25 protein-coding genes and 1 pseudogene are annotated in these 21,782 nt (G+C 65.3%); 15 read left to right on the top strand and 11 right to left on the bottom strand.

Annotation, left to right across the window (positions count from 1 at the left end):
* Positions 1 to 248: 248 nt before the first annotated feature.
* The gene (locus tag ACX9NE_RS27645; RefSeq protein WP_459364929.1) at positions 249 to 1,574 is read right to left on the bottom strand and encodes a cytochrome P450; all 1,326 of its coding nucleotides are present in this window, start codon (positions 1,572 to 1,574) and stop codon (positions 249 to 251) included.
* A gap of 115 nt (positions 1,575 to 1,689) precedes the next feature.
* Here ACX9NE_RS27645 and ACX9NE_RS27650 point away from each other — a divergent pair, with 115 nt between their 5' ends.
* From ACX9NE_RS27650 to ACX9NE_RS27665, 4 genes are all read left to right on the top strand, one after another.
* Positions 1,690 to 2,295, top strand: coding sequence for a TetR/AcrR family transcriptional regulator (locus tag ACX9NE_RS27650; RefSeq protein ID WP_459364930.1), 606 nt, complete (start codon positions 1,690 to 1,692; stop codon positions 2,293 to 2,295).
* 9 nt (positions 2,296 to 2,304) lie between these two features.
* Positions 2,305 to 3,303, top strand: coding sequence for an alpha/beta fold hydrolase (locus ACX9NE_RS27655; RefSeq protein ID WP_459364931.1), 999 nt, complete (start codon positions 2,305 to 2,307; stop codon positions 3,301 to 3,303).
* An 88-nt stretch (positions 3,304 to 3,391) separates the two neighbouring features.
* Positions 3,392 to 3,604 (top strand): TOBE domain-containing protein, encoded by a 213-nt coding sequence (locus tag ACX9NE_RS27660; RefSeq protein ID WP_459364932.1) that lies wholly within the window; start codon positions 3,392 to 3,394, stop codon positions 3,602 to 3,604.
* Entirely contained in the window at positions 3,601 to 4,644 is a 1,044-nt protein-coding gene (locus tag ACX9NE_RS27665; protein WP_459364933.1) for a zinc-binding dehydrogenase, read from the top strand. Before ACX9NE_RS27660 ends, ACX9NE_RS27665 begins: the two co-directional genes overlap by 4 nt.
* Here ACX9NE_RS27665 and ACX9NE_RS27670 read toward each other — a convergent pair.
* On the bottom strand, positions 4,622 to 5,527 hold the full coding sequence (locus ACX9NE_RS27670; protein ID WP_459364934.1) for an alpha/beta fold hydrolase: 906 nt from the start codon (positions 5,525 to 5,527) through the stop codon (positions 4,622 to 4,624). The two genes, ACX9NE_RS27665 and ACX9NE_RS27670, sit on opposite strands and share 23 nt — an antisense overlap.
* Before the next feature lie 9 nt (positions 5,528 to 5,536).
* Positions 5,537 to 6,700 carry a sulfotransferase family protein gene (locus tag ACX9NE_RS27675; protein ID WP_459364951.1) on the bottom strand — a complete coding sequence of 388 codons (1,164 nt, stop codon included), beginning with the start codon at positions 6,698 to 6,700 and terminating at the stop codon, positions 5,537 to 5,539.
* Positions 6,701 to 6,800: 100 nt separating this feature from the next.
* Between ACX9NE_RS27675 and ACX9NE_RS27680 the strand changes: the two genes are divergently transcribed.
* Positions 6,801 to 7,376 carry a TetR/AcrR family transcriptional regulator gene (locus tag ACX9NE_RS27680; RefSeq protein WP_459364935.1) on the top strand — a complete coding sequence of 192 codons (576 nt, stop codon included), beginning with the start codon at positions 6,801 to 6,803 and terminating at the stop codon, positions 7,374 to 7,376.
* The gene (locus ACX9NE_RS27685; RefSeq protein ID WP_459364936.1) at positions 7,373 to 8,476 is read left to right on the top strand and encodes a DUF1214 domain-containing protein; all 1,104 of its coding nucleotides are present in this window, start codon (positions 7,373 to 7,375) and stop codon (positions 8,474 to 8,476) included. Before ACX9NE_RS27680 ends, ACX9NE_RS27685 begins: the two co-directional genes overlap by 4 nt.
* 136 nt (positions 8,477 to 8,612) lie before the next feature.
* Here ACX9NE_RS27685 and ACX9NE_RS27690 read toward each other — a convergent pair whose 3' ends face one another.
* The 4 genes from ACX9NE_RS27690 to ACX9NE_RS27705 form a co-directional block, all read right to left on the bottom strand.
* Positions 8,613 to 9,653 (bottom strand): LLM class flavin-dependent oxidoreductase, encoded by a 1,041-nt coding sequence (locus tag ACX9NE_RS27690; protein ID WP_459364937.1) that lies wholly within the window; start codon positions 9,651 to 9,653, stop codon positions 8,613 to 8,615.
* Positions 9,653 to 10,168, bottom strand: a complete 516-nt coding sequence (locus ACX9NE_RS27695; RefSeq protein WP_459364938.1) for an SRPBCC family protein — start codon at positions 10,166 to 10,168, stop codon at positions 9,653 to 9,655. The genes ACX9NE_RS27690 and ACX9NE_RS27695 overlap by 1 nt, the downstream gene beginning before the upstream one ends.
* A 72-nt stretch (positions 10,169 to 10,240) precedes the next feature.
* Positions 10,241 to 11,353 (bottom strand): fatty acid desaturase family protein, encoded by a 1,113-nt coding sequence (locus ACX9NE_RS27700; protein ID WP_459364939.1) that lies wholly within the window; start codon positions 11,351 to 11,353, stop codon positions 10,241 to 10,243.
* A 22-nt stretch (positions 11,354 to 11,375) separates the two neighbouring features.
* Positions 11,376 to 12,449, bottom strand: a complete 1,074-nt coding sequence (locus ACX9NE_RS27705; protein ID WP_459364940.1) for a ferredoxin reductase — start codon at positions 12,447 to 12,449, stop codon at positions 11,376 to 11,378.
* A gap of 70 nt (positions 12,450 to 12,519) precedes the next feature.
* On the opposite strand from ACX9NE_RS27705, the gene ACX9NE_RS27710 reads away from it, so the two are divergent.
* Entirely contained in the window at positions 12,520 to 13,206 is a 687-nt protein-coding gene (locus ACX9NE_RS27710) for a TetR family transcriptional regulator (protein ID WP_459364952.1), read from the top strand.
* A gap of 1 nt (position 13,207) precedes the next feature.
* Here ACX9NE_RS27710 and ACX9NE_RS27715 read toward each other — a convergent pair whose 3' ends face one another.
* The 3 genes and pseudogenes from ACX9NE_RS27715 to ACX9NE_RS27725 form a co-directional block, all read right to left on the bottom strand.
* Positions 13,208 to 13,510, bottom strand: coding sequence for a hypothetical protein (locus ACX9NE_RS27715; protein WP_459364941.1), 303 nt, complete (start codon positions 13,508 to 13,510; stop codon positions 13,208 to 13,210).
* Positions 13,511 to 13,549: 39 nt separating this feature from the next.
* Positions 13,550 to 13,822: pseudogene (locus tag ACX9NE_RS27720) on the bottom strand (SDR family oxidoreductase); the annotation flags it as partial.
* Between the two features lie 24 nt (positions 13,823 to 13,846).
* Positions 13,847 to 14,452 carry a GNAT family N-acetyltransferase gene (locus ACX9NE_RS27725; RefSeq protein ID WP_459364942.1) on the bottom strand — a complete coding sequence of 202 codons (606 nt, stop codon included), beginning with the start codon at positions 14,450 to 14,452 and terminating at the stop codon, positions 13,847 to 13,849.
* 85 nt (positions 14,453 to 14,537) lie between these two features.
* Here ACX9NE_RS27725 and ACX9NE_RS27730 point away from each other — a divergent pair, with 85 nt between their 5' ends.
* Positions 14,538 to 15,626, top strand: coding sequence for a F420-dependent hydroxymycolic acid dehydrogenase (locus tag ACX9NE_RS27730; RefSeq protein ID WP_459364943.1), 1,089 nt, complete (start codon positions 14,538 to 14,540; stop codon positions 15,624 to 15,626).
* Between the two features lie 66 nt (positions 15,627 to 15,692).
* Positions 15,693 to 16,988, top strand: a complete 1,296-nt coding sequence (locus tag ACX9NE_RS27735) for an acyl-CoA dehydrogenase family protein (protein WP_459364944.1) — start codon at positions 15,693 to 15,695, stop codon at positions 16,986 to 16,988.
* 111 nt (positions 16,989 to 17,099) lie between these two features.
* Here the strand turns inward: ACX9NE_RS27735 and ACX9NE_RS27740 are convergent, their stop codons facing one another.
* A complete protein-coding gene (locus ACX9NE_RS27740) occupies positions 17,100 to 17,555 on the bottom strand; it encodes a MaoC family dehydratase (RefSeq protein WP_459364945.1) in 456 nt (151 codons plus the stop codon).
* A 34-nt stretch (positions 17,556 to 17,589) separates the two neighbouring features.
* On the opposite strand from ACX9NE_RS27740, the gene ACX9NE_RS27745 reads away from it, so the two are divergent.
* From ACX9NE_RS27745 to ag85C, 6 genes are all read left to right on the top strand, one after another.
* Positions 17,590 to 18,090: a metallophosphoesterase family protein gene (locus tag ACX9NE_RS27745; RefSeq protein WP_459364946.1), complete on the top strand. Its 501-nt coding sequence runs from the start codon at positions 17,590 to 17,592 to the stop codon at positions 18,088 to 18,090.
* A complete protein-coding gene (locus ACX9NE_RS27750) occupies positions 18,090 to 18,320 on the top strand; it encodes a hypothetical protein (protein ID WP_459364947.1) in 231 nt (76 codons plus the stop codon). Before ACX9NE_RS27745 ends, ACX9NE_RS27750 begins: the two co-directional genes overlap by 1 nt.
* A 102-nt stretch (positions 18,321 to 18,422) precedes the next feature.
* Complete coding sequence (locus ACX9NE_RS27755; protein WP_459364948.1) at positions 18,423 to 18,866, top strand: MarR family winged helix-turn-helix transcriptional regulator; 444 nt, start codon at positions 18,423 to 18,425, stop codon at positions 18,864 to 18,866.
* Positions 18,863 to 19,663, top strand: a complete 801-nt coding sequence (locus ACX9NE_RS27760) for an ATP-binding cassette domain-containing protein (RefSeq protein ID WP_459364949.1) — start codon at positions 18,863 to 18,865, stop codon at positions 19,661 to 19,663. Before ACX9NE_RS27755 ends, ACX9NE_RS27760 begins: the two co-directional genes overlap by 4 nt.
* A 64-nt stretch (positions 19,664 to 19,727) precedes the next feature.
* Positions 19,728 to 20,477 (top strand): ABC transporter permease, encoded by a 750-nt coding sequence (locus tag ACX9NE_RS27765; protein WP_459364953.1) that lies wholly within the window; start codon positions 19,728 to 19,730, stop codon positions 20,475 to 20,477.
* Positions 20,478 to 20,702: 225 nt separating this feature from the next.
* On the top strand, positions 20,703 to 21,746 hold the full coding sequence (gene ag85C / locus ACX9NE_RS27770; protein WP_459364950.1) for a diacylglycerol acyltransferase/mycolyltransferase Ag85C: 1,044 nt from the start codon (positions 20,703 to 20,705) through the stop codon (positions 21,744 to 21,746).
* The last annotated feature ends 36 nt before the right edge of the window (positions 21,747 to 21,782 follow it).

Genomic DNA, 21,782 nt, shown 5'->3' on the forward strand with positions numbered 1-21,782 from the left:
TTACACCTGTTCAGTAGTAGTTCGACTGGCCTGTGAGGGTTTCGGGCGTGATGGCGCAACGCTTTTGGCGATGTTGTCGTGGCCGTCGAGCCGGGGCAGGCCGATCGCGGCGTTGCGTAGGGTGGCCCTTGGTGTGCCGGTCAGGAACGTGTCACCAGACCCGACCTTTATCACATCGCTGAGGACCTATCGCAAGCCCTCGCCGCAGGCTCGATGCCGTCACCGCAGACTCGATCGCGCACGCGAACTTATCGGCGCCGGCGCACCACGATTCGGCCGCCGTCTTTGGGGACGAACGCCACCCCACGGCCGTGCCAGCGCTCGTCCGGCGCAGTGGTGCTCTCAACTATGAACTGGCGCAACACCGTTCGCAGCACGACATCCATCTCCATGTTCGCGAACGCGGCACCCACGCAACGACGGGTGCCGCCGCCGAACGGTATCCAGGCGAACGCGGGCGGTTTGCCCCCGATATAACGCTGCGGATCGAAGCGTTCGGGTTCGGAAAAGACTTCCGGGTTCTGGTGTATCCGACCGATGTTGACGATGATCGTGTATCCACGGGGTATCACCCACTCACCGAGTCGATACGTCTGCGGATAGACGTGCCGGCCCGCCAGATCGATGACGGTCCGGGCCCGCTGCACTTCCAGTATGGTGGCCTGACGCAACTCGTTTCCGTCGCCCTGAGCCTCCTCCGAGAGCGCCGAGAGCAGCGCGGGGTGGCGGGTGATCCGCTCGAAAGCCCAAGCCAGAGTGGAGGCGGTGGTTTCGTGTCCGGCGGCCAACAGCGCCAGCAGTTCGTCGCCAATGTCCTTGCGAGACATCACCGAACCGTCGTCGTACTTGCTGCGCAGCATCAGTGCGAGCACATCATTACGGTCAGCGAAATTCGGATCTGAACGCTCCCGGTCGATCAGCTTGTCGATCACCAGGTCGTATTGCCGCCGAAACTCCGACAACCTGCCCCACGGGCTGTAGCGGCCATAGTCCCGCGTCGGTTTGGGCACCGCGGCCAGCCGGGAGCCCAGCGTGACCCACGGCGGGATGATCCGGCGCAACTCGTCGAGTTCGGCACCCTCGGCGCCGAAGACTGCGCGCAGGATGGCGTTGAGAGTGATGTGCATCATCGACGGCAAGGTCGCGAACGGCTGGCCTCCGGGCCAGCCCGCGGTTTCGCGCAGTGTTTCCTCTTCGATGATGGTCTCGTACTTCTTCATGCTCTTGCCGTGAAATGGCGGCGCCAGCAGGCGGCGCCGGCGCCGGTGGTCGTCGCCTTCCAGGCCGAAGACCGAGCCCGATCCGAACATCCGGCTGAGGTTGGGCTGAATGTTGCCGAGTTCGTCCGGGCTGGTGGTGAAGACCTGCCTGGCCAGCTGCGGATCCGACACCATCACAATGTGGCCGTACATGGGGATGTGCATGGTGACGGCGGCGCCGTAGCGGTCGGCGAGGCGCCGCAACAGCCCTTTCCGGGAGAACCCGAAGATCAGGCCCTGCAACAGCTTCGGGATGCGGGTCGCCGGCGGCAATTTGACCTCGGGCACGGCGGGCGCGTCGATTGCTTGGCTCACGAAGGTGCGACTCCCTACGTCTGCCCCATTTTCGAGGGGTGGTACTGCGGTGTACCAGCGGCTTTCCCCGTACGGTACTCTGTGGTACCAAACCTGACAAGCGAAGGGGCCGGTTGTGACCGCAGTGGCTGACGACACCGTCGCCTCTGAACCCGATCCTTTTCGGTTGCGGCTACTCGACGGCCTGGCCGTGTCGATCGGCGAGCGCGGGTATCGGGCTACGACGGTCGCCGACATCGTCCGCCACGCCCGCACCTCCAAGCGCACGTTCTACGACCGGTTTCCCAGCAAGGAACAATGTTTTCTGGATTTGTTGCGCGCCGAGATCGAGATCATGGCCGAGGACATCCGGGCGGCGGTCGATCCAGAAGCGGACTGGCACCAGCAGATCCGGCAGGCCGTCGAAGGCTACGTCGGCAACATCGAATCCCGGCCGGCCGTCACGCTGAGCTGGATCCGCGAGCTTCCCTCGCTGGGCGATTACGCCCGCCCCGTTCAACGCCAGGGACTGGAGTTGCTCACCGGCTTGCTCGTCGATCTCAGTGGCAGTCCGGGATTCCGGCGCGCCAACCTGCCGCCGCTGACCGTCCCGTTGGCGGTGATCCTGGTGGGCGGCCTGCGTGAACTGGTGGCGTTGGCGGTCGAGGATGGCAGGCCGGTACGCAGCATCGTCGAACCGGCCGTGGATGCGTCCGTAGCACTGCTCGGTCCGCGGCACTAGGGCGGTGCCATGCGGAATCCAGGACATACACCGCCGTTTCGCACCGCCACCGGCCAGGTCCTTCCGGGCAGCATCGCTGAAGTCGGGTACCACCGCTTGGGTGGAATCGATCAATGGGTGATGATCCGGGGCGCGAGCGTGACCAATCCGCCGCTTGTGCATCTGCATGGCGGGCCCGGCTTTAGCGAGATGCGGCTTTTCCGGCACTTCAATGCCCCCTTGGAGGAAGGCTTTACCGTGGTCTCTTGGGACCAGCGCGGCGCCGGAAAGTCGTTTTCTCCGCGCATCCCGAGATCTTCGATGACGGTGCAGCAGTTCATCGCCGATCTTGACGCATTGGTCGATCTGGTGCGCGCACGCCTCGGATTCGCCAAGGTGGTGATCTTCGGTCACTCCTGGGGCTCTGCACTGGGTGTGCTGTACGCCACCCGATTTCCGCAGAAGGTCTCGGTTTACGTCGGCAGTGGCCAGATCGGCGATTGGGCAGCCGGCGAGTCGGCATCCTATGCTTTTGCCCTCGCCGAGGCGCAGCGTCGCGGCTATCGCAAGGCCCTTAACAAGCTGCGCGCCATCGGCCCGCCGCCCTACCCGGACTCGGCCGCGTTGTTCGCCGAGCGCACGTTTCTGCAGCAGACCGACGGCCAACTGAAACCAAGAGCGTTATGGCACATCGGTCGGATAATGCTCGGCGGACCGGAATCATCGATCCTTGAGCTGCCTGACCTGCTGCGCGGCTTCCGGTTCTCCATCGACGCGATGTGGACGCAGGTAGCGAAGCTCAATCTTCTTGCTCTTGCGCCAGCGGTGCAGATGCCCGTGTTCTTCTTCCTCGGCCGTCGCGATCATTGGGTGCCTCCCGAGCACAGCGTCGCATACTTCGATGCACTGAGTGCACCGTCGAAGGAGCTGGTGTGGTTCGAGAAGTCTGGACACGAGCCGTTTGTGGACGAACCAGCCAAATTCAATCGAATGATGACGGACCTGGTTCGCCCGGTCAGCGCTCAATGAGCCGAGCCCGGTCCATCGGACAAGCTACGCTTCCTCGGCGGCGTTAGGCTCGATTGGCCGCGAATGTCATCACCGGAGGACCCATACGATGCGCCTGTCGACCAGAAACCAACTCAAGGGCACCATCACCGAGGTCAACCTCGGCAGTGTGATGGCGATCGTCAAGATTCGGCTCGACGGAGGTGATCAGATCGTCACGTCATCGATCACCAAGGACGCCGCGCTCGACCTCGGTCTCGAAGCGGGTCAGCCGGCGACGGTCTTCATCAAGTCCACCGAAGTCACGATCGGCGTCGAATGACCGCAACCATGCGCGCCGAGCGCTTCTACGCCGACACCAAAAACGTTGTGCTGGAAGACGTTCCCATTCCCGAGCCCGGCCCCGGCGAAGTTCTGGTCAAGGTGGCGTTCTGCGGGATCTGCCATTCGGACCTGAGCCTGATCAACGGCACGTTTCCGCCTCAGGCGCCGGTCGTGACCCAGGGCCACGAAGCCTCCGGCACTATCGCCAAACTCGGGCCGGAGGTGACCGGCTGGTCCGAGGGCGACCGCGTGGTGGTCGCGGCCGGGCGCCCCTGCCAGGCCTGTCCGAACTGCCGTCGCGGCGAGCTGTCGAACTGTCTGCGAATTCAGTTGATGGCCTTCGCCTATGACGGCGCGTGGGCCGAATACACCCTGGCCCAGACGGTGGGCCTGACCCGGGTCCCCGACAACGTTCCACTCGAACAGGCCGCCATCCTGGCCGACGCGGTCTCCACGCCGTTCGGCGCCGTCGTGCGCACCGGCAAGGTCACGATCGGAGAATCGGTCGGCGTGTGGGGCGTCGGCGGCGTCGGCACCCACATCGTCCAGCTGGCCAAGCTGGTGGGTGCGGTGCCGGTGATCGCACTCGACATCAACCCGGCGGTGCTCGAGCGCGCGCTGCAGATCGGCGCGGACTATGCATTCGACACTCGTGATGACCAGTTGCAGGACAGGATCGCCGAAGTCACCGGCGGACGGAAGCTGGATGTGGCCTTCGACGCCGTAGGTCTGAAGGCGACCTTCGAGCAGGCGCTGGATTCCCTGACCGCCGGTGGCCGGTTGGTGGGCGTGGGCATGAGCGCGGAAGCACCCAGCGTTGGCCCCACCGCCATGTTCGGCTTGAGTCGCAAGCAGGCGCTGGGGCACCTGGGCTATCAGAACGTCGATATCGAAACCTTGGCCAAGCTGGTTTCCTATGGGCGCCTTGATCTTTCACGATCCATCAGCCAGGTCATCCCGTTGCAGGACCTCCACGCCGGCATCGAGATGCTGGAGCGCCAGGAGGGCAACCCGATCAGGATCCTGGTCCAGCCCTGAGGAACGCGCGCAGCCGGTCCAGCACCAGATCGGGACGCTGGCTGACGATCCAGTGGCCCACCCCGTCGACCAGCTCGACCTCGAAATCGGTGATGTACTCGGCATACCCGTCGGTAAGATCCGGCGTGATCACCGGATCTTCAACACCGGAGAGCCAGCGAACCGGCACCTCAACCCGCGCCCCGTTTTTTGGAGCGAATTCCCCACGCATCCAGCGCAACATCTCCCCGGTCTGAAACGACCGATACCACCGCGAGCCGGCCTCCGCGTGGCCGGGCTGCCGCATGCAGTCGATGTACAGCCGCAGGTCGTCGTCGGGGATGCTGAACCCGCCTCCGACCCATTTCACCACCGGATGGGCTAACCGGGCCTTGGGATCACTGAGCAGGCGGGGCCCGATCACCGGCAGCGAGATCGGGATCTGATACCAGAGCCGCCAGATGTTGCGAACCGACGACAGATCACGCTTCACCCAGGGCGCCACGGTGTTCATCCCGAAGAAGCCGGTCACTTTCTCGGGGTGGCGCAGCATCAGGATGAACGCCACCGGCCCACCCCAGTCATGAGCGGCCAGCGTGACCGTGGCGACCCCCAGCTTGTCCAGCAACGCGGCGAGATCACCGGCCATCTCGTCCTTGGTGTACGTCGACCGCGGCGCCGAACTCCAGCCGGCGCCACGCAGGTCCGGGCACAGCACCCGGTAGCCGTCGGCGGCCAGCGGCCCGATCAGCTCGTGCCACTCCCACCAGTTCTCCGGAAACCCGTGCACCAGCATCACCGCCCGCCCGTCGGCCGGACCGGCGTCGGCGACGTGGATGGTGACACCCCCGCCCACATCGATGAACCGGTGTTCGACGCCGTCCAGCTCGGGCAGGGTTGTCATGCCTTGAAGCTACTCCAGGAACCGTTCGACATACGGCGCGAACCGGGCCCGTAGATCGTCTTCGGCAAGACCGAACATCTCATAGGACGTGGCCACGGCACCCAGGCGGCCGCGGCGATGATTGGCCAGATAGTCGGTGACGGCCATGATTGCGGCCTCGGTAAACGGTTCGCCGGCCAGTGCGTAGAGCCGCTCGGCCGTGCCGAGTTCGTCGGCCATGAAGTTGTCGAAGCGGACGTCGACGGAACGGTCCGGGCCGATCACGTCGCGATCCCGGACCAGAGCGTTGAGCATCTGTTCGAGGCGGTCGATCCAGTACCCGGCGATCTGCTCGACCGGCACCGGTGAGCGGTGCATGCGAGCCGAGTAGGTGATCATCGCGACCATCGACAGGGCCACCGGCACCGGGTTGCGGTGGGTGAAGACGACGATGCTGTCGCCGAAGACGTGATTCAGTACGGGCACCTGCTCGAGATGCTGAGGTGATTTGAGCAGCCAGCGCTGCCCGCCGCGCAGGAACTGCATCGCCTTGAGTTGGGTGGCGAGGTAGCGGTAGTGCGGCGTCTGATCATGGGCCTGGTAATAGTCGCGCCAGGCGGGCACATGGGCCAGCGTCTCGAACAGCATCGTCGAAAAGTCGTTGGCCAGCAATTGGATCTCTTCGTGGACGTGATCGGTGGTCATCTCGTGCATGAGGGCGAAATGCGGCATCACCAGATTGATCACGCTGACCGCAACATCCATCCGGGCACGCCGCGGATCCGGCGTGATACCAGCCTCCGACGGCAGCGGGAAAGGCTCGTTACTCTCCCAGTAAGGCATGGTCCGGAAGGTGGGCGCTGACGCCAGCAGGTTGTGCAGGTGAGTGGTGCCGGTGCGGGGCAATCCGGCGATCACTACCGGCGAGCGCAGTTCGATGTCGTTGATCTCAGGGTGGCGGTGCAGCAGGTCGGCCAACAGCAGGCGGTTCTTGAGCAGCTGCAGTAGCTGCCCGTAGAAGTTGACCACCCCGGCCGGGTGCAGTCCGTCGACGTCGCGCAGCGCGGACAGATAGACCTCGAGCCGTTCCCGGTAGTCGCCCGGACCGAAATCGTGCAGACCCGTGTCCGCGCTGGCCTGCGCGTGCAGCGCGGCGGCGTCCAGCGGACAATTCGGCGCCAGCGCGGCCATCATGTCCAGGATCGGCTGCGCTGCGGCGCTGAAACGGGGCTGAGCCAGGTCATCCAAGGCGACAGTATCAGTCACGGCGACTTATGTTACTCTCAGTTTCGTAATGGCAGAAGACCTCGGCCGGCCCCGCAACCCGCGCATCGACGCGGCGGTCTTGGACGTCACGGTCGAGCTACTGGCAGAAACGGGCTATCCGGGTCTGCTGGTCTCGGAGATCGCCAGCCGGGCGGGCACCAGCAAGCCGGCGATCTACCGGCGGTGGCCGAGCAAGGCGCACCTGGTGCACGAGGCGGTCTTCCCGATCGGGGCCGCGACCGAGATCCCCGACACCGGATCGCTGCGGCAGGACCTGCGCGAAATAGTCTGCCGCACAAAGGAAGTTCTGAGCACCCCGGCCGCCAGGGCGGCGCTGCCCGGGCTGATCGGCGAGATGGCCGCCGACCCCACCCTGCACGCGGCGCTGTTGGAGCGTTTCGCCGGACTCATCGGCGGCGGGCTCCACGCGATGCTGGCCAAAGCCGCGGCGCGGGGCGAAGTCCGTTCCGACGTGACGGCGCCCGAACTCGCCGAAGCGGTGGCCGGCGTGACGCTGCTGGGCCTGCTCACCCGTCCCGCGGCACTCGATGACACCTGGATCGATCGCACTACGACGTTGCTGCTGAAAGGAATCGGCGCATGACGCACGAATCGACGACGGCCTGGAAAGAGCTGCTCGCCACCCTAAGTGAACTCGGCCGGTCCTTTCTCGAGGGCGACCGTGCGGTGACCGACGACCGGCACGTCGCCGACGGTTATCGCATGCTCGGCGCCACGCTCGGTGTGGCGTTCGACAGTTACCTCTTCCCGGAGCCGGGTCGGCCCCAGTTCGTCGCCGTCAACACCCCTTTCCGTCGCGACCGACGATGGGGCGGCGACAACACCGACGCCTACTATTTCATGTGCCCGGTCGACCCGAACCGCCGTTACCGCGTCAGCGGCAACAAGGGTGACAGTGTGTACTTTTCGGTGACCGCCTACAACGAGCCGTCACCGGGCGCCTGGTCGGACCGCGTCGTCGCCATCGTCCGCGACACCGACCTGGCCATCGACGACCAGGGCAACTTCTCCTTCGAATTCCCGCCGACGCCGGATGCGGCCGCGCTGATCACGCGCGACTACCAGGCCGATCCGCTGACCGGCCGCCCCGTCGTCTGGAATATCGAGGCACTCGACGCACCGGACCCGATTCGGCACGGCGACTCCGAAACCGCGGCCCGGTTGCGCGCGGCAGCCACGTGGTTGCGCACCATGTTCGCCATCGTGCCGCTGCCGGTGGGTACCCGCGGTGATGAAGCACATGCCCTGGGACACGAAGTCGCCTATGCCGCAAATGAATTCGCAGATCCTTACCAGGTTCCGGATGCCAACTTCGGTTGGTCAGCGCGCGACGCGTGCTACGCCTACGGCAGCTTCGTGCTCGACGAGGACGAGGCACTGGTCATCACACACCGCCCGCCGTCGTGCCGGTTCTGGAACATGGTGGTCTGGAACCAGTTCATGGCCACCTACGGCGCATCGGACGCACGGTGTTCGGTCAACGGGCACAGCGCCGTCCCGAACAGTGACGGGTCGATGACGATCGTCTTGTCGGCTGCCGCGACAGCTCACCCCAATTCCCTTACCACACTGGGCTATCCGCGCGGGAACCTCGCGTTTCGGTGGTTCCTCGCCGACTCGGTGCCGGACCGTCCGGAGGTCCAGCTGGTCAAGGTGACCGACGCACCGGCCGAGCCTTCCTAGCGGCGTGTTCGACCTTTGGTGCCGGCGATCAGATCGGGCACGCTGGCGAAACCCGCGTGATTTGCGTGACCCACCACGTCCCCCCGCGCCGAACGTGAAATGACGGCGGCAAAATCGCGAAAAAACCGCCTTCAGTTCACGTTCGGCGCACCAATTCGATCGCCCGGCCCAACGTCTCCAGCTTGGCGTCCAGTGTCTCGCCCGCCGGATAGAGCCGGACGGTGTTCACACCGGCATCGCGCCACACCGCAAGGCGGGCGCGCACCATCGCCTCGGTGCCGATCAGCGTTGTCGCCAGGACCATCTCGTCGGTGATCAGCGCGACCGCACCTGGGCGGTCGCCCGCCTGCCACCGGTCCCGCACCGCGGCGGCCACCTCGCTCCAGCCCTGGCGGCTGTAGGCCCGGTTGTAGAAGTTGGTGCTGGCCGACCCCATCCCGCCAAGGCTGAACGCGAGTTCGGTCTTGCGTCCGGCCACCATGGCGTGCAGGGCGTCTTCGTCGGCCGCGAACGCGACCTCGGCGCCCTGACAGATGTCGAGGTCATCGCGGCTGCGCCCGGAGGCGGCCAAGCCCTCGTCCAGGTGGGCGAAGTAGGCCTGGGCAGCGCCTTCCGGGACGAAGCTGGTACCCAGCCAGCCGTCGGCGAGCTGCCCGGTCAGCCGCAGCATGGCCGGTGACAGGCTGGCCAGGTAGACCGGAATCGGATGCTCGGGGTGGGTCGACAATCGCATCGGCTTCGCCTCGCCACCCGGCCGCGGTATCTGAAACTCCTTTCCGTAGTGGGAGACTTTGCCGCCGTCGAAGACTTGCCGGACGATCTCGACGGTCTCGCGGATGCGGGCCAATGGCCTCTCGAACGTGACGCCGTGCAAGCCCTCGATCACCTGCGGGCCGGACGCACCGAGCCCTAGCAGGAATCGGCCACCCGAGAGGTTGGACAACGTGATCGCCGTCTGAGCGACGAGCACCGGCGAGCGGGTGCCCACCTGCATGACCCCGGAACCCAGCAGCATCTTCTCGGTGCGGGCCGCGAGATAACCCAGCGCCGAGGGAGCGTCGGTACCCCACGCCTCGGCAACCCAGCACATATCGAGCCCGAGCCGCTCGGCCTCGACCACAAAGGCAACGGTTTCTGCTGCGCCCGCGGACAATTCGACCGTCGTCGCAGTCCGCATCACCGCACCCCGTGTTCGGCCAGCCTCTTGATCGCGGCCAGAGTCTTGTCGATCGCGGCCTCGAACTCCCGCAGCCGCACGAACACGATCTTCTGCTCCTTGTCGGGCATCGCGTCGATGGCGTTCGACAGCCCCGAACGGCCCGGGCCCATCTGTGTCCAGAACGAGAGCACGGTACCGCCGTCCCGCGGCGTCAGCCGAAACCGCCAGGTCGCCGCGGGGTACTCGGGTTCACCTACCGCCCAAGCGAATTCACGTGGCTGGTCGAAAGTCACAATATGCGAAGTGGTGCTCCAGCGTCCGAACGCGTCATGTTCGTTGTGTCCGATGAACCGCGCACCGATCCGGGGCTCGCTGATCCCGTCCAGCCACTCCACGGACCGCAACTCGTTGCTGAGGGTCGGCATCAGTTCGATGTCGGAGACCAGACTCCACACTCGCTGCGGCTCGGCGTCCACCCATGTCCAGGATTCCACGGTCGGTTTGTCGGAATATCGCGCGCCGGTCCACTCCACATGGTCATTGTCCACCCGAAAGCCCGAGGCTTCGATCAACAGAGCCCCGGGCTTCGGTGTATAAGAATCAAACTATGCGGCGACCGGCACCGCTTCGACCGCGTTCTGCTGCTCGGTCCCGGCCTTACCCCACCACGAGTCCGGGACGCTGAGGCGGACGATCTTGCGGACGACGGTGCCGAATTGCTTGAGCAGCGGCCCCTTGTTGTAGGGGATGCCGTAGCGCTCGCAGATCTCCTGAACCTCCGGCGCGATCTCGGCGTACCGGCGGGCGGGCATGTCCGGGAACAGGTGGTGCTCGATCTGGTGCGACAGGTTACCCGACAGCAGGTGGAAGATCTTGCCGCCGGTCAGATTCGCCGAGCCCAGCACCTGGCGAAAGTACCACTGGCCGCGGGTCTCGTCCTTGGTCTCCTCGACCGAGAATTCCTGGGTGCCGTCCGGGAAGTGCCCGCAGAAGATGATCATGTAGGACCACACGTTGCGCATCAGGTTGGCGGTGAGGTTGCCCGTGAACACGAACGGCGCGAACGGCCCGGCCAGCAGCGGGAACGCCACGTAGTCCTTGAGCGTCTGCCGCCGGGTCTTCTTCCAGATCTCGCGCAGCGTCTCGCGCTTGTCACGCAGCGAGATCTCACCGGAGCGGATGCGCTCGGTTTCCAGCTCATGTAGGGCGACGCCGTACTGGAACAGCACCATCAGCAGGAACGCGTAAACCGGGTTGCCCAGGAAGTAGGGTTGCCAGGGCTGGTCTTCGCTCATCCGGATGATGCCGTAGCCGATGTCGCGGTCCATGCCGACGATGTTGGTGTGGGTGTGGTGCATGTAGTTGTGCGAGTGCCGCCACTGGTCGGCCGGGCAGGCGGTGTCCCACTCGAAGTCGCGGCCGGAGATCGTCGGGTCACGCATCCAGTCGTACTGACCGTGCATGATGTTGTGACCGATCTCCATGTTGTCCAGGATCTTCGCGATCCCGAGCATCGCGGTGCCGAACAACCAGGTGGGCGGCAGGAACAGCAACGCACGGCCGCCGACTTCCAGGGCACGTTGGGTCTTGATGACCTTGCGGATGTACTCGGCGTCCTGTTCGCCGAGGCCGGCCATCACCCGTTCCCTGATGGCGTCGAGTTCGCGGCCGAAGGCGTCGGCCTGGTCCTTGGTCAGAGCGATCTTGTTGTGTGACATGGCTTTTCTCCTTGAATGGTTGTCAGAGGGCGATTTCGACGTCGCCGACCGGGACCGTGACGCAGATCTGCACGTTCTCGTCCGGGCCGGTGGAGACGGCGCCGGTGACCAGGTTGCGCACGGTGCCGGAGGTCTTGCGGCGCGTGCACGTGTGGCAGATCCCCATCCGGCACCCGTTCTGCGGGGTGAGACCGGCCGCTTCGGCCTGTTCCAGCAGCGACCGGCCGTCATCCTCGACCTCGACATCGCTGTCGGCGAAGCTGACCCGTCCGCCGGTCGGGTTGGCCGGCGGCTCGAACACCGGCGGCACGAAACTTTCGGTGAACACATTTTCACAAAGGCCCTTGACGGCGTCGACCAAAGCGTCTGGCCCGCAGACGAACACCGCGTCGGGTGCTTCCATCGCGGCGGCCAGATGCGGGGCGTCGAAACGGCCGTCAAGGTCACCCGAACCCGAACGGGTAAACCCGTGCAATACCCGAACCCCGCGCATCGCGGCGAGTTCCTCGCGGTAGCACGCTTCGGCGGGAGTGCGGGCATAGTGCACGAAGGCAAGGTCACCATCGTGGCCACGCGCCACCAGGGTGCGCAGCATCGCCATCACCGGGGTGATTCCGCTGCCGCCGGAGATGAACAGGATGCGGCGCGGTGCCTTCTCCGGCAGGACGAAGTCCCCGCCGACGCCGTCGAGGCCGACCACCATGCCGCGGTGCGCCCGCTCGTACAGGTAGGTCGACACCAGCCCGCCGTCATGGACGCCGATCGTCAGCTCGATTTCAGGGCTGCCTTCGACGTTGGCCGGCGAGTAGCACCGCGAGTGCATCCGGCCGTCGATCTCGACGGTCACGTTGACGAATTGCCCGGCCCTGACGCTGTAGCGCTCGGTGAACGCGGCGTTCGGAGCCAGGGTGAGGGTGACGCTGCGCGGTGTGGTCCGCCGGACATCGACCACTTTGGCGCGGGCCTCGCCCGAGGTCCACGTCGGCGTGACGAGCTCGGTGTACCGGTCAACGCCGTGCGGCCCGGTGAGCAGATCAACGAGGTCGGAACTCAGGACTCGCTTGGCGATCGCCTTAGGGAAAGTTTGAGTGAACATGTGTACACCGTGACATCGGTCGGCGCAGGTGGTCAAGGGTTTTCAATGGTTCTGTGTTAGGGTTCACATAGTGAACAGTCGTACTCCTAGCTCACACTCGCGGCGGTCGAGCCGGGAACGGAGCCGCGAAAGCGCCCGTGATACGCCCTCGCGTGAGGAACGCAAGGAAGCAACCCGGCGGGCGATCATCGCCGCGGCGCTCAAGGCGCTCAACGACCGCAGCTTCAGCGGCCTGAGCCTGCGTGAGGTGACCCGCGAGGCCGGGATCGTGCCTGCGGCGTTCTACCGCCACTTCGAGTCGATGGAGGCACTCGGCCTGGTGCTGATCGACGAGTCCTTCCGCAGCCTGCGCGACACGCTGCGCGGCGCCCGCGCCGGCAAGCTCGACCCCAGCCGGGTCATCGAGTCCTCGGTGGAGATCCTGATCGGCAGCGTCGCCGATCAGCGCGAGCACTGGCGTTTTATCTCGCGCGAACGCTCGACCGGGGTGTCGGTACTGCGTTATGCCATCCGCACCGAGATCCGGTTGATCGTGTCAGAACTGGCCACCGACCTGGCGCGCTTCCCCAGGCTTAACGAGTGGAGCACCGAGGATCTCAACGTGCTGGCAAGCCTTTTCGTCAACGCGATGATTGTCACCGCCGAGGCCATCGAGGACGCTCAGAGCGCTGAGGCGCTCGAGGAGATTCACCGGATCGCGGTCAAACAACTTCGCATGATCGCCATCGGCGTGACAGCCTGGAAGAGCGAACCCTGAGTCACTCGTCAACGACTTGGAACAACGAAGGGCCATCTTCGGGAACTCCGTCGATCTGGCCGCGGTGCGCACGGCCCGGGGTTACATCAGCAGGCTCGACATCCGGGATGACGTCCGGTTCTTCCTCGGCGAGCCGCTGGTCCAGCGATTCGCCTTCCCGCTCCTCGCGCGCCGTCATACCGAACTTGTCGGCCTCGCTCCAACCCTCGGGTGGGTCGACGACGATGTCTCCGTCATCGTTGAGCAGCTCGTCGGAGTCGGTGGACTCGCTGGGATCCAGGGTGTCTCCGGGGCCGGTTTCCATAGCCCGGTGATTTCCCAGCGCTCCCGGCGCTAAACCCGGTCAGACCGAGAGCGGGTAACCGCCGCTGACTCTGAGGGTTTCACCGGTGATGAACGACGCCTCCTTCGAACACAGGTAGAGCATTGGCGCCACCACGTCGCCCATGGTGCACATGCGGTGGACCAGCTGCAGATCATGAACGGAATCCTCGACCAGTGACCGCGGCACGGCGGCCAGCGCACTCTCGGTGTCAGTCATAACAGGCGCAATCGCGTTGACCCGGATCAAATCAGGCGGGAGTTCCGAGGCGAAGGCGACCGTCAAACCCCGGACCGCGAGTTTGGAATCGCTGCGCCGTCACTGCGGATCGCGCCACATCGGCCACAGCTTTGGCCCGCCCTCGGGAAGTTCGATCTCCCCGGTGACCCGGAAACCGAAACGTTCGTAATAGGGCACGTTTTCGGCCTTGGACGATTCAAGGTATGCGGGGCAGTACTCGGCGTCGCACCGATCCAGCCGGGACCGCATCAATTCCTGCCCGAAACCGCGGCCCCGAACGCCGGGGTCGCTGCCGATCACCGCCAGGTACCAGTGCGGCTCTTCCGGGTGCGCGCGCTTCATCATCTCCTGCACCGTGCGCCCGCGCTTCGATTGCGAGCCGAAGATCCTCAGAAAAGTCGGTAGCTGCGCCAGCTCGGCCCAGCGCGACTCTCGCCATTTATTCGGCGGATCCCACAGTGCGGCCGCGCCGATGGCCGATCCGTCGGTCGCCACCTCCACGCCGCCTCCGGCCATATGGTGATGACGGGTCATGGTGGCGAACAACCGACCCAGGTGCTTTCGCCGCGCGGAATCGTCGGGAAGGATCCACATGGTGACCGGATCGTCGAAAAACGCACGACCCAGGGTGCGGCTCAACTCTGCGATGTCAGCTTTGCGCGCCGGACGCGCGTGGGGAGTCACCTCACTCACCGTAGGTGGGTGACGTGAGGCACGCCAGCCGGCATCCCGCAGGTGTGCCGACCGGGGTCGAGGGTATTCCGATGCGATGACCGGCATCTCGCGAAGGACACTGGCGCAACTGGCCGCCGGGGCGGGCGTGGCCGCCACCGTGGGGCTGTCCGGCTGCGAGTCGCGGGGTGGCAACGCACCGGCCAACCCCAGCCCACCCCCGGGCAAGGCCGTCGGATTGGTGTTGTCGCACGAGCAATTCCGCACAGACCAGCTCGTCGCACAGGCTCAGGCGGCCGAGAAGGCCGGCTTTCAGTACGTGTGGGCCAGTGATCACCTGCAGCCATGGCAGGACAACCAGGGCCATTCGATGTTCCCGTGGCTGACCCTGGCATTGGTGGGGAACAGCACCAGCCGGATTTCCTTCGGCACCGGGGTGACCTGCCCAACCTATCGCTATCACCCCGCGACGGTGGCGCAGGCTTTCGCCTCGCTGGCGCTGCTGAGCCCGGGCCGGGTGTTCCTCGGCCTGGGCACCGGCGAACGGCTCAACGAACAGGCTGCGACCAACACCTACGGCACCTACGCTGAACGCCACGACCGCCTCGTCGAGGCCATCGGACTGATCCGCCAGCTGTGGAGCGGTGAACGAATCTCATTCGCGGGACGTTATTTCCAGACCAACGCGCTGAAGCTTTACGACGTCCCGCCGACACCTCCGCCGATCTTCGTAGCCGCCGGCGGCCCCAAGAGCGCAACATTGGCCGGCCGCTACGGCGACGGGTGGATCGCACAGGCGCACGACGTGAAGGACCCGAAACTGCTCGCGGCATTCGCCGCCGGCGCGCGGCAGGCCGGCCGCGACCCCGCCACGATGGGCAAGCGCGCCGAGCTTTTTGCCGTCGTCGGAGACAGCGCCACCGCGGCCCGCGCAGCGTCGCTGTGGCGATTCACCGCCGGGGCCGTCGACCAGCCCAACCCCGTCGAGATCCAGCGCGCCGCCGACGTGAACTCGAACCAGAAGGTGCTGGGCAACTGGACCGTGGGCACCGACGCGGCCACCCACATCGAAGCGGTGCAGTCGGTTCTCGACGCGGAGGCCGTGCCCTTCCTGCACTTCCCGCAGGACGACCCGGTCACCGCGATCGAGTTCTACCGCACCAGCGTGCTACCCAAACTGCGCTGATCCTACGATGGTGTGACTCCATCAACGATGCCGGCGCGGCGCTGCGCCGGGGAACGGTGGCCAACCGTGTGGGACTTCGAAACGGACCCGGAATACCAGGCCAAGCTGGACTGGGTCGAGAAATTCATGGTCGACGAACTCGAACCGCTGGATCTCGTCGCGCTGGATCCCTACGACAAGCAGAACCCGGAGATGATGGCGGTCCTTCGGCCGTTGCAACAACAGGTGAAGGAACAGGGGTTGTGGGCAGCCCATCTGCGTCCCGAGCTCGGCGGACAGGGCTTCGGCCAGGTGAAGCTGGCGCTGCTGAACGAGATTCTCGGGCGTTCACGCTGGGCGCCTTCGGTGTTCGGTTGTCAGGCACCGGATTCGGGCAACGCCGAGATCCTGGCCCTGTTCGGCACCGAGCAGCAGAAGGCCCGCTATCTGCAACCGCTGCTGGACGGCGAGATCACCTCCTGCTATTCGATGACCGAGCCGCAGGGCGGTTCGGACCCCGGGTTGTTCGTCACGTCGGCGACCCGCGACGGTGACGACTGGATCATCAACGGCGAGAAGTGGTTCTCCACCAACGCCAAGCACGCCTCGTTCTTCATCGTGATGGCCGTCACCAATCCCGAGGGCCGCACCTACGAGAAGATGTCGCTGTTCATCGTGCCGGCCGAAACCCCCGGCATCGAGATCATCCGCAATGTCGGGGTAGGTGCGGAATCGTCCAAGCGTGCGAGCCACGGCTATGTGCGCTACCGCGACGTCAGGGTGCCCGCCGACCACGTGCTCGGCGGTGAGGGGCAGGCGTTCATGATCGCCCAGACCCGGCTCGGCGGTGGGCGTATCCATCACGCGATGCGCACAATCGCGTTGGCGCGCCGGGCTTTCGACATGATGTGCGAGCGGGCGGTGTCGCGCCAGACCCGGCACGGGCGGCTCTCGGATTTCCAGTTGACGCAGGAGAAGATCGCCGACAGCTGGATCCAGATCGAACAATTCCGGCTGCTGGTGCTGCGCACCGCGTGGCTTATCGACAAGTACCACGATTACCAGAAGGTGCGCCGCGATATCGCGGCGGTGAAGGTGGCTATGCCGCAGGTGTTGCACGACGTAGCCCAGCGGGCCCTACACCTGCACGGCGCTCTCGGCGTCTCCGATGAAATGCCTTTCGTGAAGATGTTGGTGGCCGCCGAGTCTCTGGGCATCGCCGACGGCGCGACCGAATTGCACAAGATGACGGTAGCTCGTCGCACGCTACGCGAATATCAGCCGGTGACAACGCCTTTCCCCTCGCAGCACATACCCACCCGGCGCGCCGAGGCGGAGGCGCGGCTGGCCGCCCGCCTGGAACACTCGATCGCGGAGTTCTAGGGCGACCTTTCCCCGGCGACCTTCCCCCGCCACCTTTCCCCGCGGGCAGACACAAAATCGCACGTTTAGCACCGTTAGCGTGCGATTTTGTGTCTGCTCGTGGGGATGAGGCTAGGTGATGTAGCGGACGATGCTTTCGGCCACACAGGCCGGCTTGGCCGACCCCTCGATCTCGACGGTGGTCGACACGATCGCCTGCACCGCACCGCTGCCGACGTCGTCGACACTGACCAGCGAGCTAATTGCGCGCACCCGCGATCCCACCGGTACCGGAGCAGGGAAGCGAACCTTGTTCAGGCCGTAGTTGATTGCCAACTTGATGCCCTTGACGGTGTACATGTCGTGCTGCAGCCGCGGCAGCAGCGACAGCGTCATGAATCCATGCGCGATGGTCGTCCCGAACGGTCCTTTGGCCGCCCTTTCCGGGTCGACGTGAATCCACTGATGATCCCCGGTCGCGTCGGCGAACAGGTTCACCGATTCCTGAGTAATCGTCACCCAATCGCTCTGCCCGATAGTCTCCCCCGCGGCGGCGGCGAGGTCGGCGACTGACTCGAAGGTACGCATGGTCTCTCCTCTGGTCCGGGTATGCATAGAACTTATGCGGCTCCTGCTGATCACCGACACCCACGTCCCCAAACGCGCCCGCGATCTACCCACCCAGGTGTGGGACGAGGTCGCCGCCGCGGACGTCGTATTCCACGCCGGCGACTGGGTGACACCGGACCTGCTCGACAGGCTCGAAGCCAGATCGGCGCGCGTGATTGCGTGCTGGGGCAACAACGACGGCGACGAGCTGCGATCGCGGTTACCCGAGCGCGCGGATGTGAAACTGGCCGGGTTGCAGTTCACGGTAGTGCACGAGACGGGTGGTGCGGCAGGCCGGGACACGCGGATGTCACGGCTTTACCCCGAGACCGACGTGTTGGTGTTCGGCCACAGCCACATACCTTGGGACACCACGACGCTGACCGGACTACGGCTGCTGAACCCCGGCTCGCCGACCGATCGCCGCAGGCAACCGTTCTGCACGTACATGACCGCAACCATCGAGCACGCGTCCCTGAAAGTCAGCCTGCACCGGCTCGAGCCTCAGGCTTGATGACCGAACAGCATCCCGGCCGCGTCCGCCGGCTCGACGAAGGGCGCCGCCCGAAGTACGGAAGCCACCTCGACGGCAACGTCAGTATCGCTCCACCGCGCTCGAATCGGGAATCACGCGACGACACACTGGAGCGACGGGTTCGCCAGGGCTTGGGCGTCACGCCCTACGGCCTACAGCAGCGGGTCCGAATCGAACCGGCCCGGCAACTGCGGCAACGACGTCACTGACGGTGGAGCAGGTTGCCGCCATGGCCGGCTACACCTCGGCGTCGGCCCCGGCGGAGGCGATGCGCCGGGAATAAATAGCTCGCCTACAGAGCTATTTCGACCGTGGTAAAGACAACGACCGATCTTGCGGCTGACCTACCGCGGATCCTGGGCAGGTTCCGCCGCCAGCTTCGGCGCGCCGCCGGCACGGGGTACCTCTCCGACTCGCAGGCCGAGCTGCTGCGTCTGGTCTCGCACCGACCGGGGGTGTCCGTCAGCGTCGCGGCCGCCGAGCTAGGACTGGTGCCCAACACCGCCTCCAGCCTGGTGTCCAAGCTGTCCTGCGCGGGCCTGCTGGAACGCAGCCCCGACCCCGCCGACCGGCGCGTCGGCCGGTTGCGGCTGACCGAGTCCGCTCAGCAGGTGATGGATGCGACGGCTGCGGCCCGGCGCGCAGTGCTCACCGAACTGCTCGATGAGCTTGACGACCAGCAGATCGGGGTATTGGCCAAGGGGCTGGAGGTGCTCGAGGGGATGACGAAGAAGCTGCAGGAGCCAAGCATATGACCGACGCGATCGATTGCCGGCACTTGACCTATCGGTACGGCCAGCACACCGCGGTCGACGATGTGACGTTTTCGGTGCGGCCCGGCGAGACGGTGGGCCTGCTGGGTCCCAATGGCGCCGGCAAGACCACCGTCGTGCGGGTACTGACCACACTGGCGCCCGTCCAGCATGGCGAACTGCGTATCTTCGGGCTGGACGCACGAAGCCAGACGATCGACATCCGCAGCAACATCGGCTATGTGCCGCAACAGCTGTCAATCGAAACTGCGCTGACCGGCCGGCAGAATGTGACGTGGTTCGCCCGCCTCTACGGCGTCCCGCGCGCCCAGCGCACCGAGCGCGTCGATCAGGCGCTTGCCGCCATGGACCTGCTCGACGTCGCCGACAAGCTGGCATCCAGCTACTCCGGGGGCATGGTGCGGCGCCTGGAAGTGGCGCAAGCACTGGTCAACCGGCCATCGCTGCTCGTGCTGGATGAACCAACCGTGGGCCTGGACCCGATCGCGCGCGACGGCGTGTGGAGACAGGTCCGGCGGATGCAGGAGCTGTTCGGCATGACTGTCCTGCTCACCACGCATTACATGGAAGAGGCCGACGCCCTGTGTGATCGGGTCGCCCTGATGCATCACGGCGCGTTGCAGGCGGAGGGGACTCCCGAGGAATTGAAAGCGACCCTGTCACCGCAGGCCACCCTCGAAGACGTGTTCCGCCACTACTCGGCATCCGGCCTGACCGAAGACTCGGCCGACATTCATGAAATTCGTTCCACCAGAAGGGTTGCTCGCCGTGTCGGTTGATCGCAGCTACTCACCTACCGTCGGCCTGATCCGGGCTCCGCACGGATTGGACAGGGCCAGAGCGATGTTGAGTCGCGTCGGCGCGTTCGCGATCGTGGAACTGCAGAAGTTGCGACACGACCGGACCGAGGTGGTGATGAGGATGGTGCAGCCCGCGCTGTGGCTGCTGATCTTCGGCACCACGTTCAGCCGCCTGCACGTGATCGACACCGGCAACGTCACCTATCAGGCGTTCCTGGCGCCGGGAATCATCGCCCAGTCGGCGCTGTTCATCTCGATTTTCTATGGCATCCAGATCATTTGGGACCGCGACGCCGGCGTGTTAGCGAAGCTGCTGGTGACACCGGCGCCGGCATCCGCCCTCATCACCGGCAAGTCGTTCGCTGCCGGTGTGCGGTCTATGGCACAGGTTGTCGGCGTGCTGATACTGGCCTACGTGATGGGCATCGGGTTGACGGTCAACCCACTGCGGATTCTGGCGGCGATGATTGCCGTTATGCTCGGCGCAGCGTTCTTCGCTTGCTTATCAATGACTTTGGCCGGTCTCGTGCGTAACCGCGATCGCCTGATGGGCATCGGTCAGGCCATCACCATGCCGTTGTTCTTCGCCTCCAATGCGCTGTATCCGGTCGATGTGATGCCGGGCTGGTTGCATGCACTGAGCAAGGTCAACCCGCTCAGTTACGAGGTCGACGTGCTGCGCGCGCTGTTGATCGGCACCCCGTTCCACGTTGCGGATGTCATCGTGCTGGTCGTGGCTCCTGTCGTCGGAATCATCACGGCGTCAACATTTTTGCGCCGACTGGTCGCGTAACGCATTCGGCGTCGACCGAAAAGCCGTCGATACCCTTTCGGTGGCCGTTCGTTACCCGTAGGTGACCGGGTCAGCGGGTATCGGGGCCGACTCCCAATCGTTAGCCAACCGCGACAAAGTTCTACGGCCGCGACGGGCGTGCCGGGGATGGTGCCTGTGTTTCACTCGCCCCAGAACAGATTCCACCGCACCAGCGGCAGATGAAAGTTGGGATGGGTAGAAACGATGAAGTTCGTTGAAAAGCTGTGTGGCGCAGCGACAACCATGCCTCGCAGGCTGGCGTTCGCCGCTCTGGGTGCTGCCCTGCTGACCGGTCTCGTCAGTGCGGTCGGCGGGTCAGCCACCGCGGGTGCGTTCTCCCGGCCGGGCCTGCCGGTCGAGTACCTCCAGATCCCGTCGCAGGCGATGGGCCGCAACATCCGGGTCCAATTCCAAGGCGGTGGAGCACATTCGGTCTATCTTCTGGACGGCCTGCGCGCCCAGGACGACTACAGCGGCTGGGACATCAACACTCCGGCTTTCGAGGAGTTCTACGGGTCAGGAATCTCGGTCATCATGCCGGTCGGCGGGCAGTCCAGTTTCTACAGCGACTGGTACCAGCCGTCCCAGGGCAACGGCCAGAGCTATACCTACAAATGGGAGACGTTCCTGACCCGGGAGATGCCGGCCTGGCTGCAGGCCAACAAGGGCACCTCGCCGGTGGGCAATGGGGTAGTGGGGCTTTCGATGTCGGGCGGCTCGGCACTGGTGATGGCCGCCTACTACCCGCAGATGTTCCCCTACGCGGCGTCGCTGTCGGGCTTCCTCAACCCGTCCGAGGGCTGGTGGCCGACGCTGATCGGACTGGCGATGAACGACTCGGGCGGCTACAACGCCAACAGCATGTGGGGCCCGTCCACCGACCCGGCCTGGAAGCGCAACGACCCGATGATGCAGATTCCGCGACTGGTCGCCAACAACACGCGAATCTGGGTGTACTGCGGTAACGGCACCCCCAGCGACCTGGGCGGCGACAACATGCCGGCGAAATTCCTCGAGGGCCTCACGCTGCGCACCAACCAGCAGTTCCAGCAGACCTACGCGGCCAACGGCGGTCGCAACGGAGTGTTCCAGTTCCCGGGCAACGGCACCCACTCTTGGAATTACTGGAACCAGCAGCTGATGGCCATGAAGCCCGACATGCTGCAGGTGATCAACGCGGTCAACGCGCCCGCTCCGGCGCCTGCGCCAGCGACACCGCCGGCCGCGGGGGGGCAGACGGGGGCCTGATCAACAGCCCACGAGACCACATCGGCAGCAGCGCAA

The sequence above is a fragment of the Mycobacterium sp. ML4 genome, assembly GCF_054515735.1.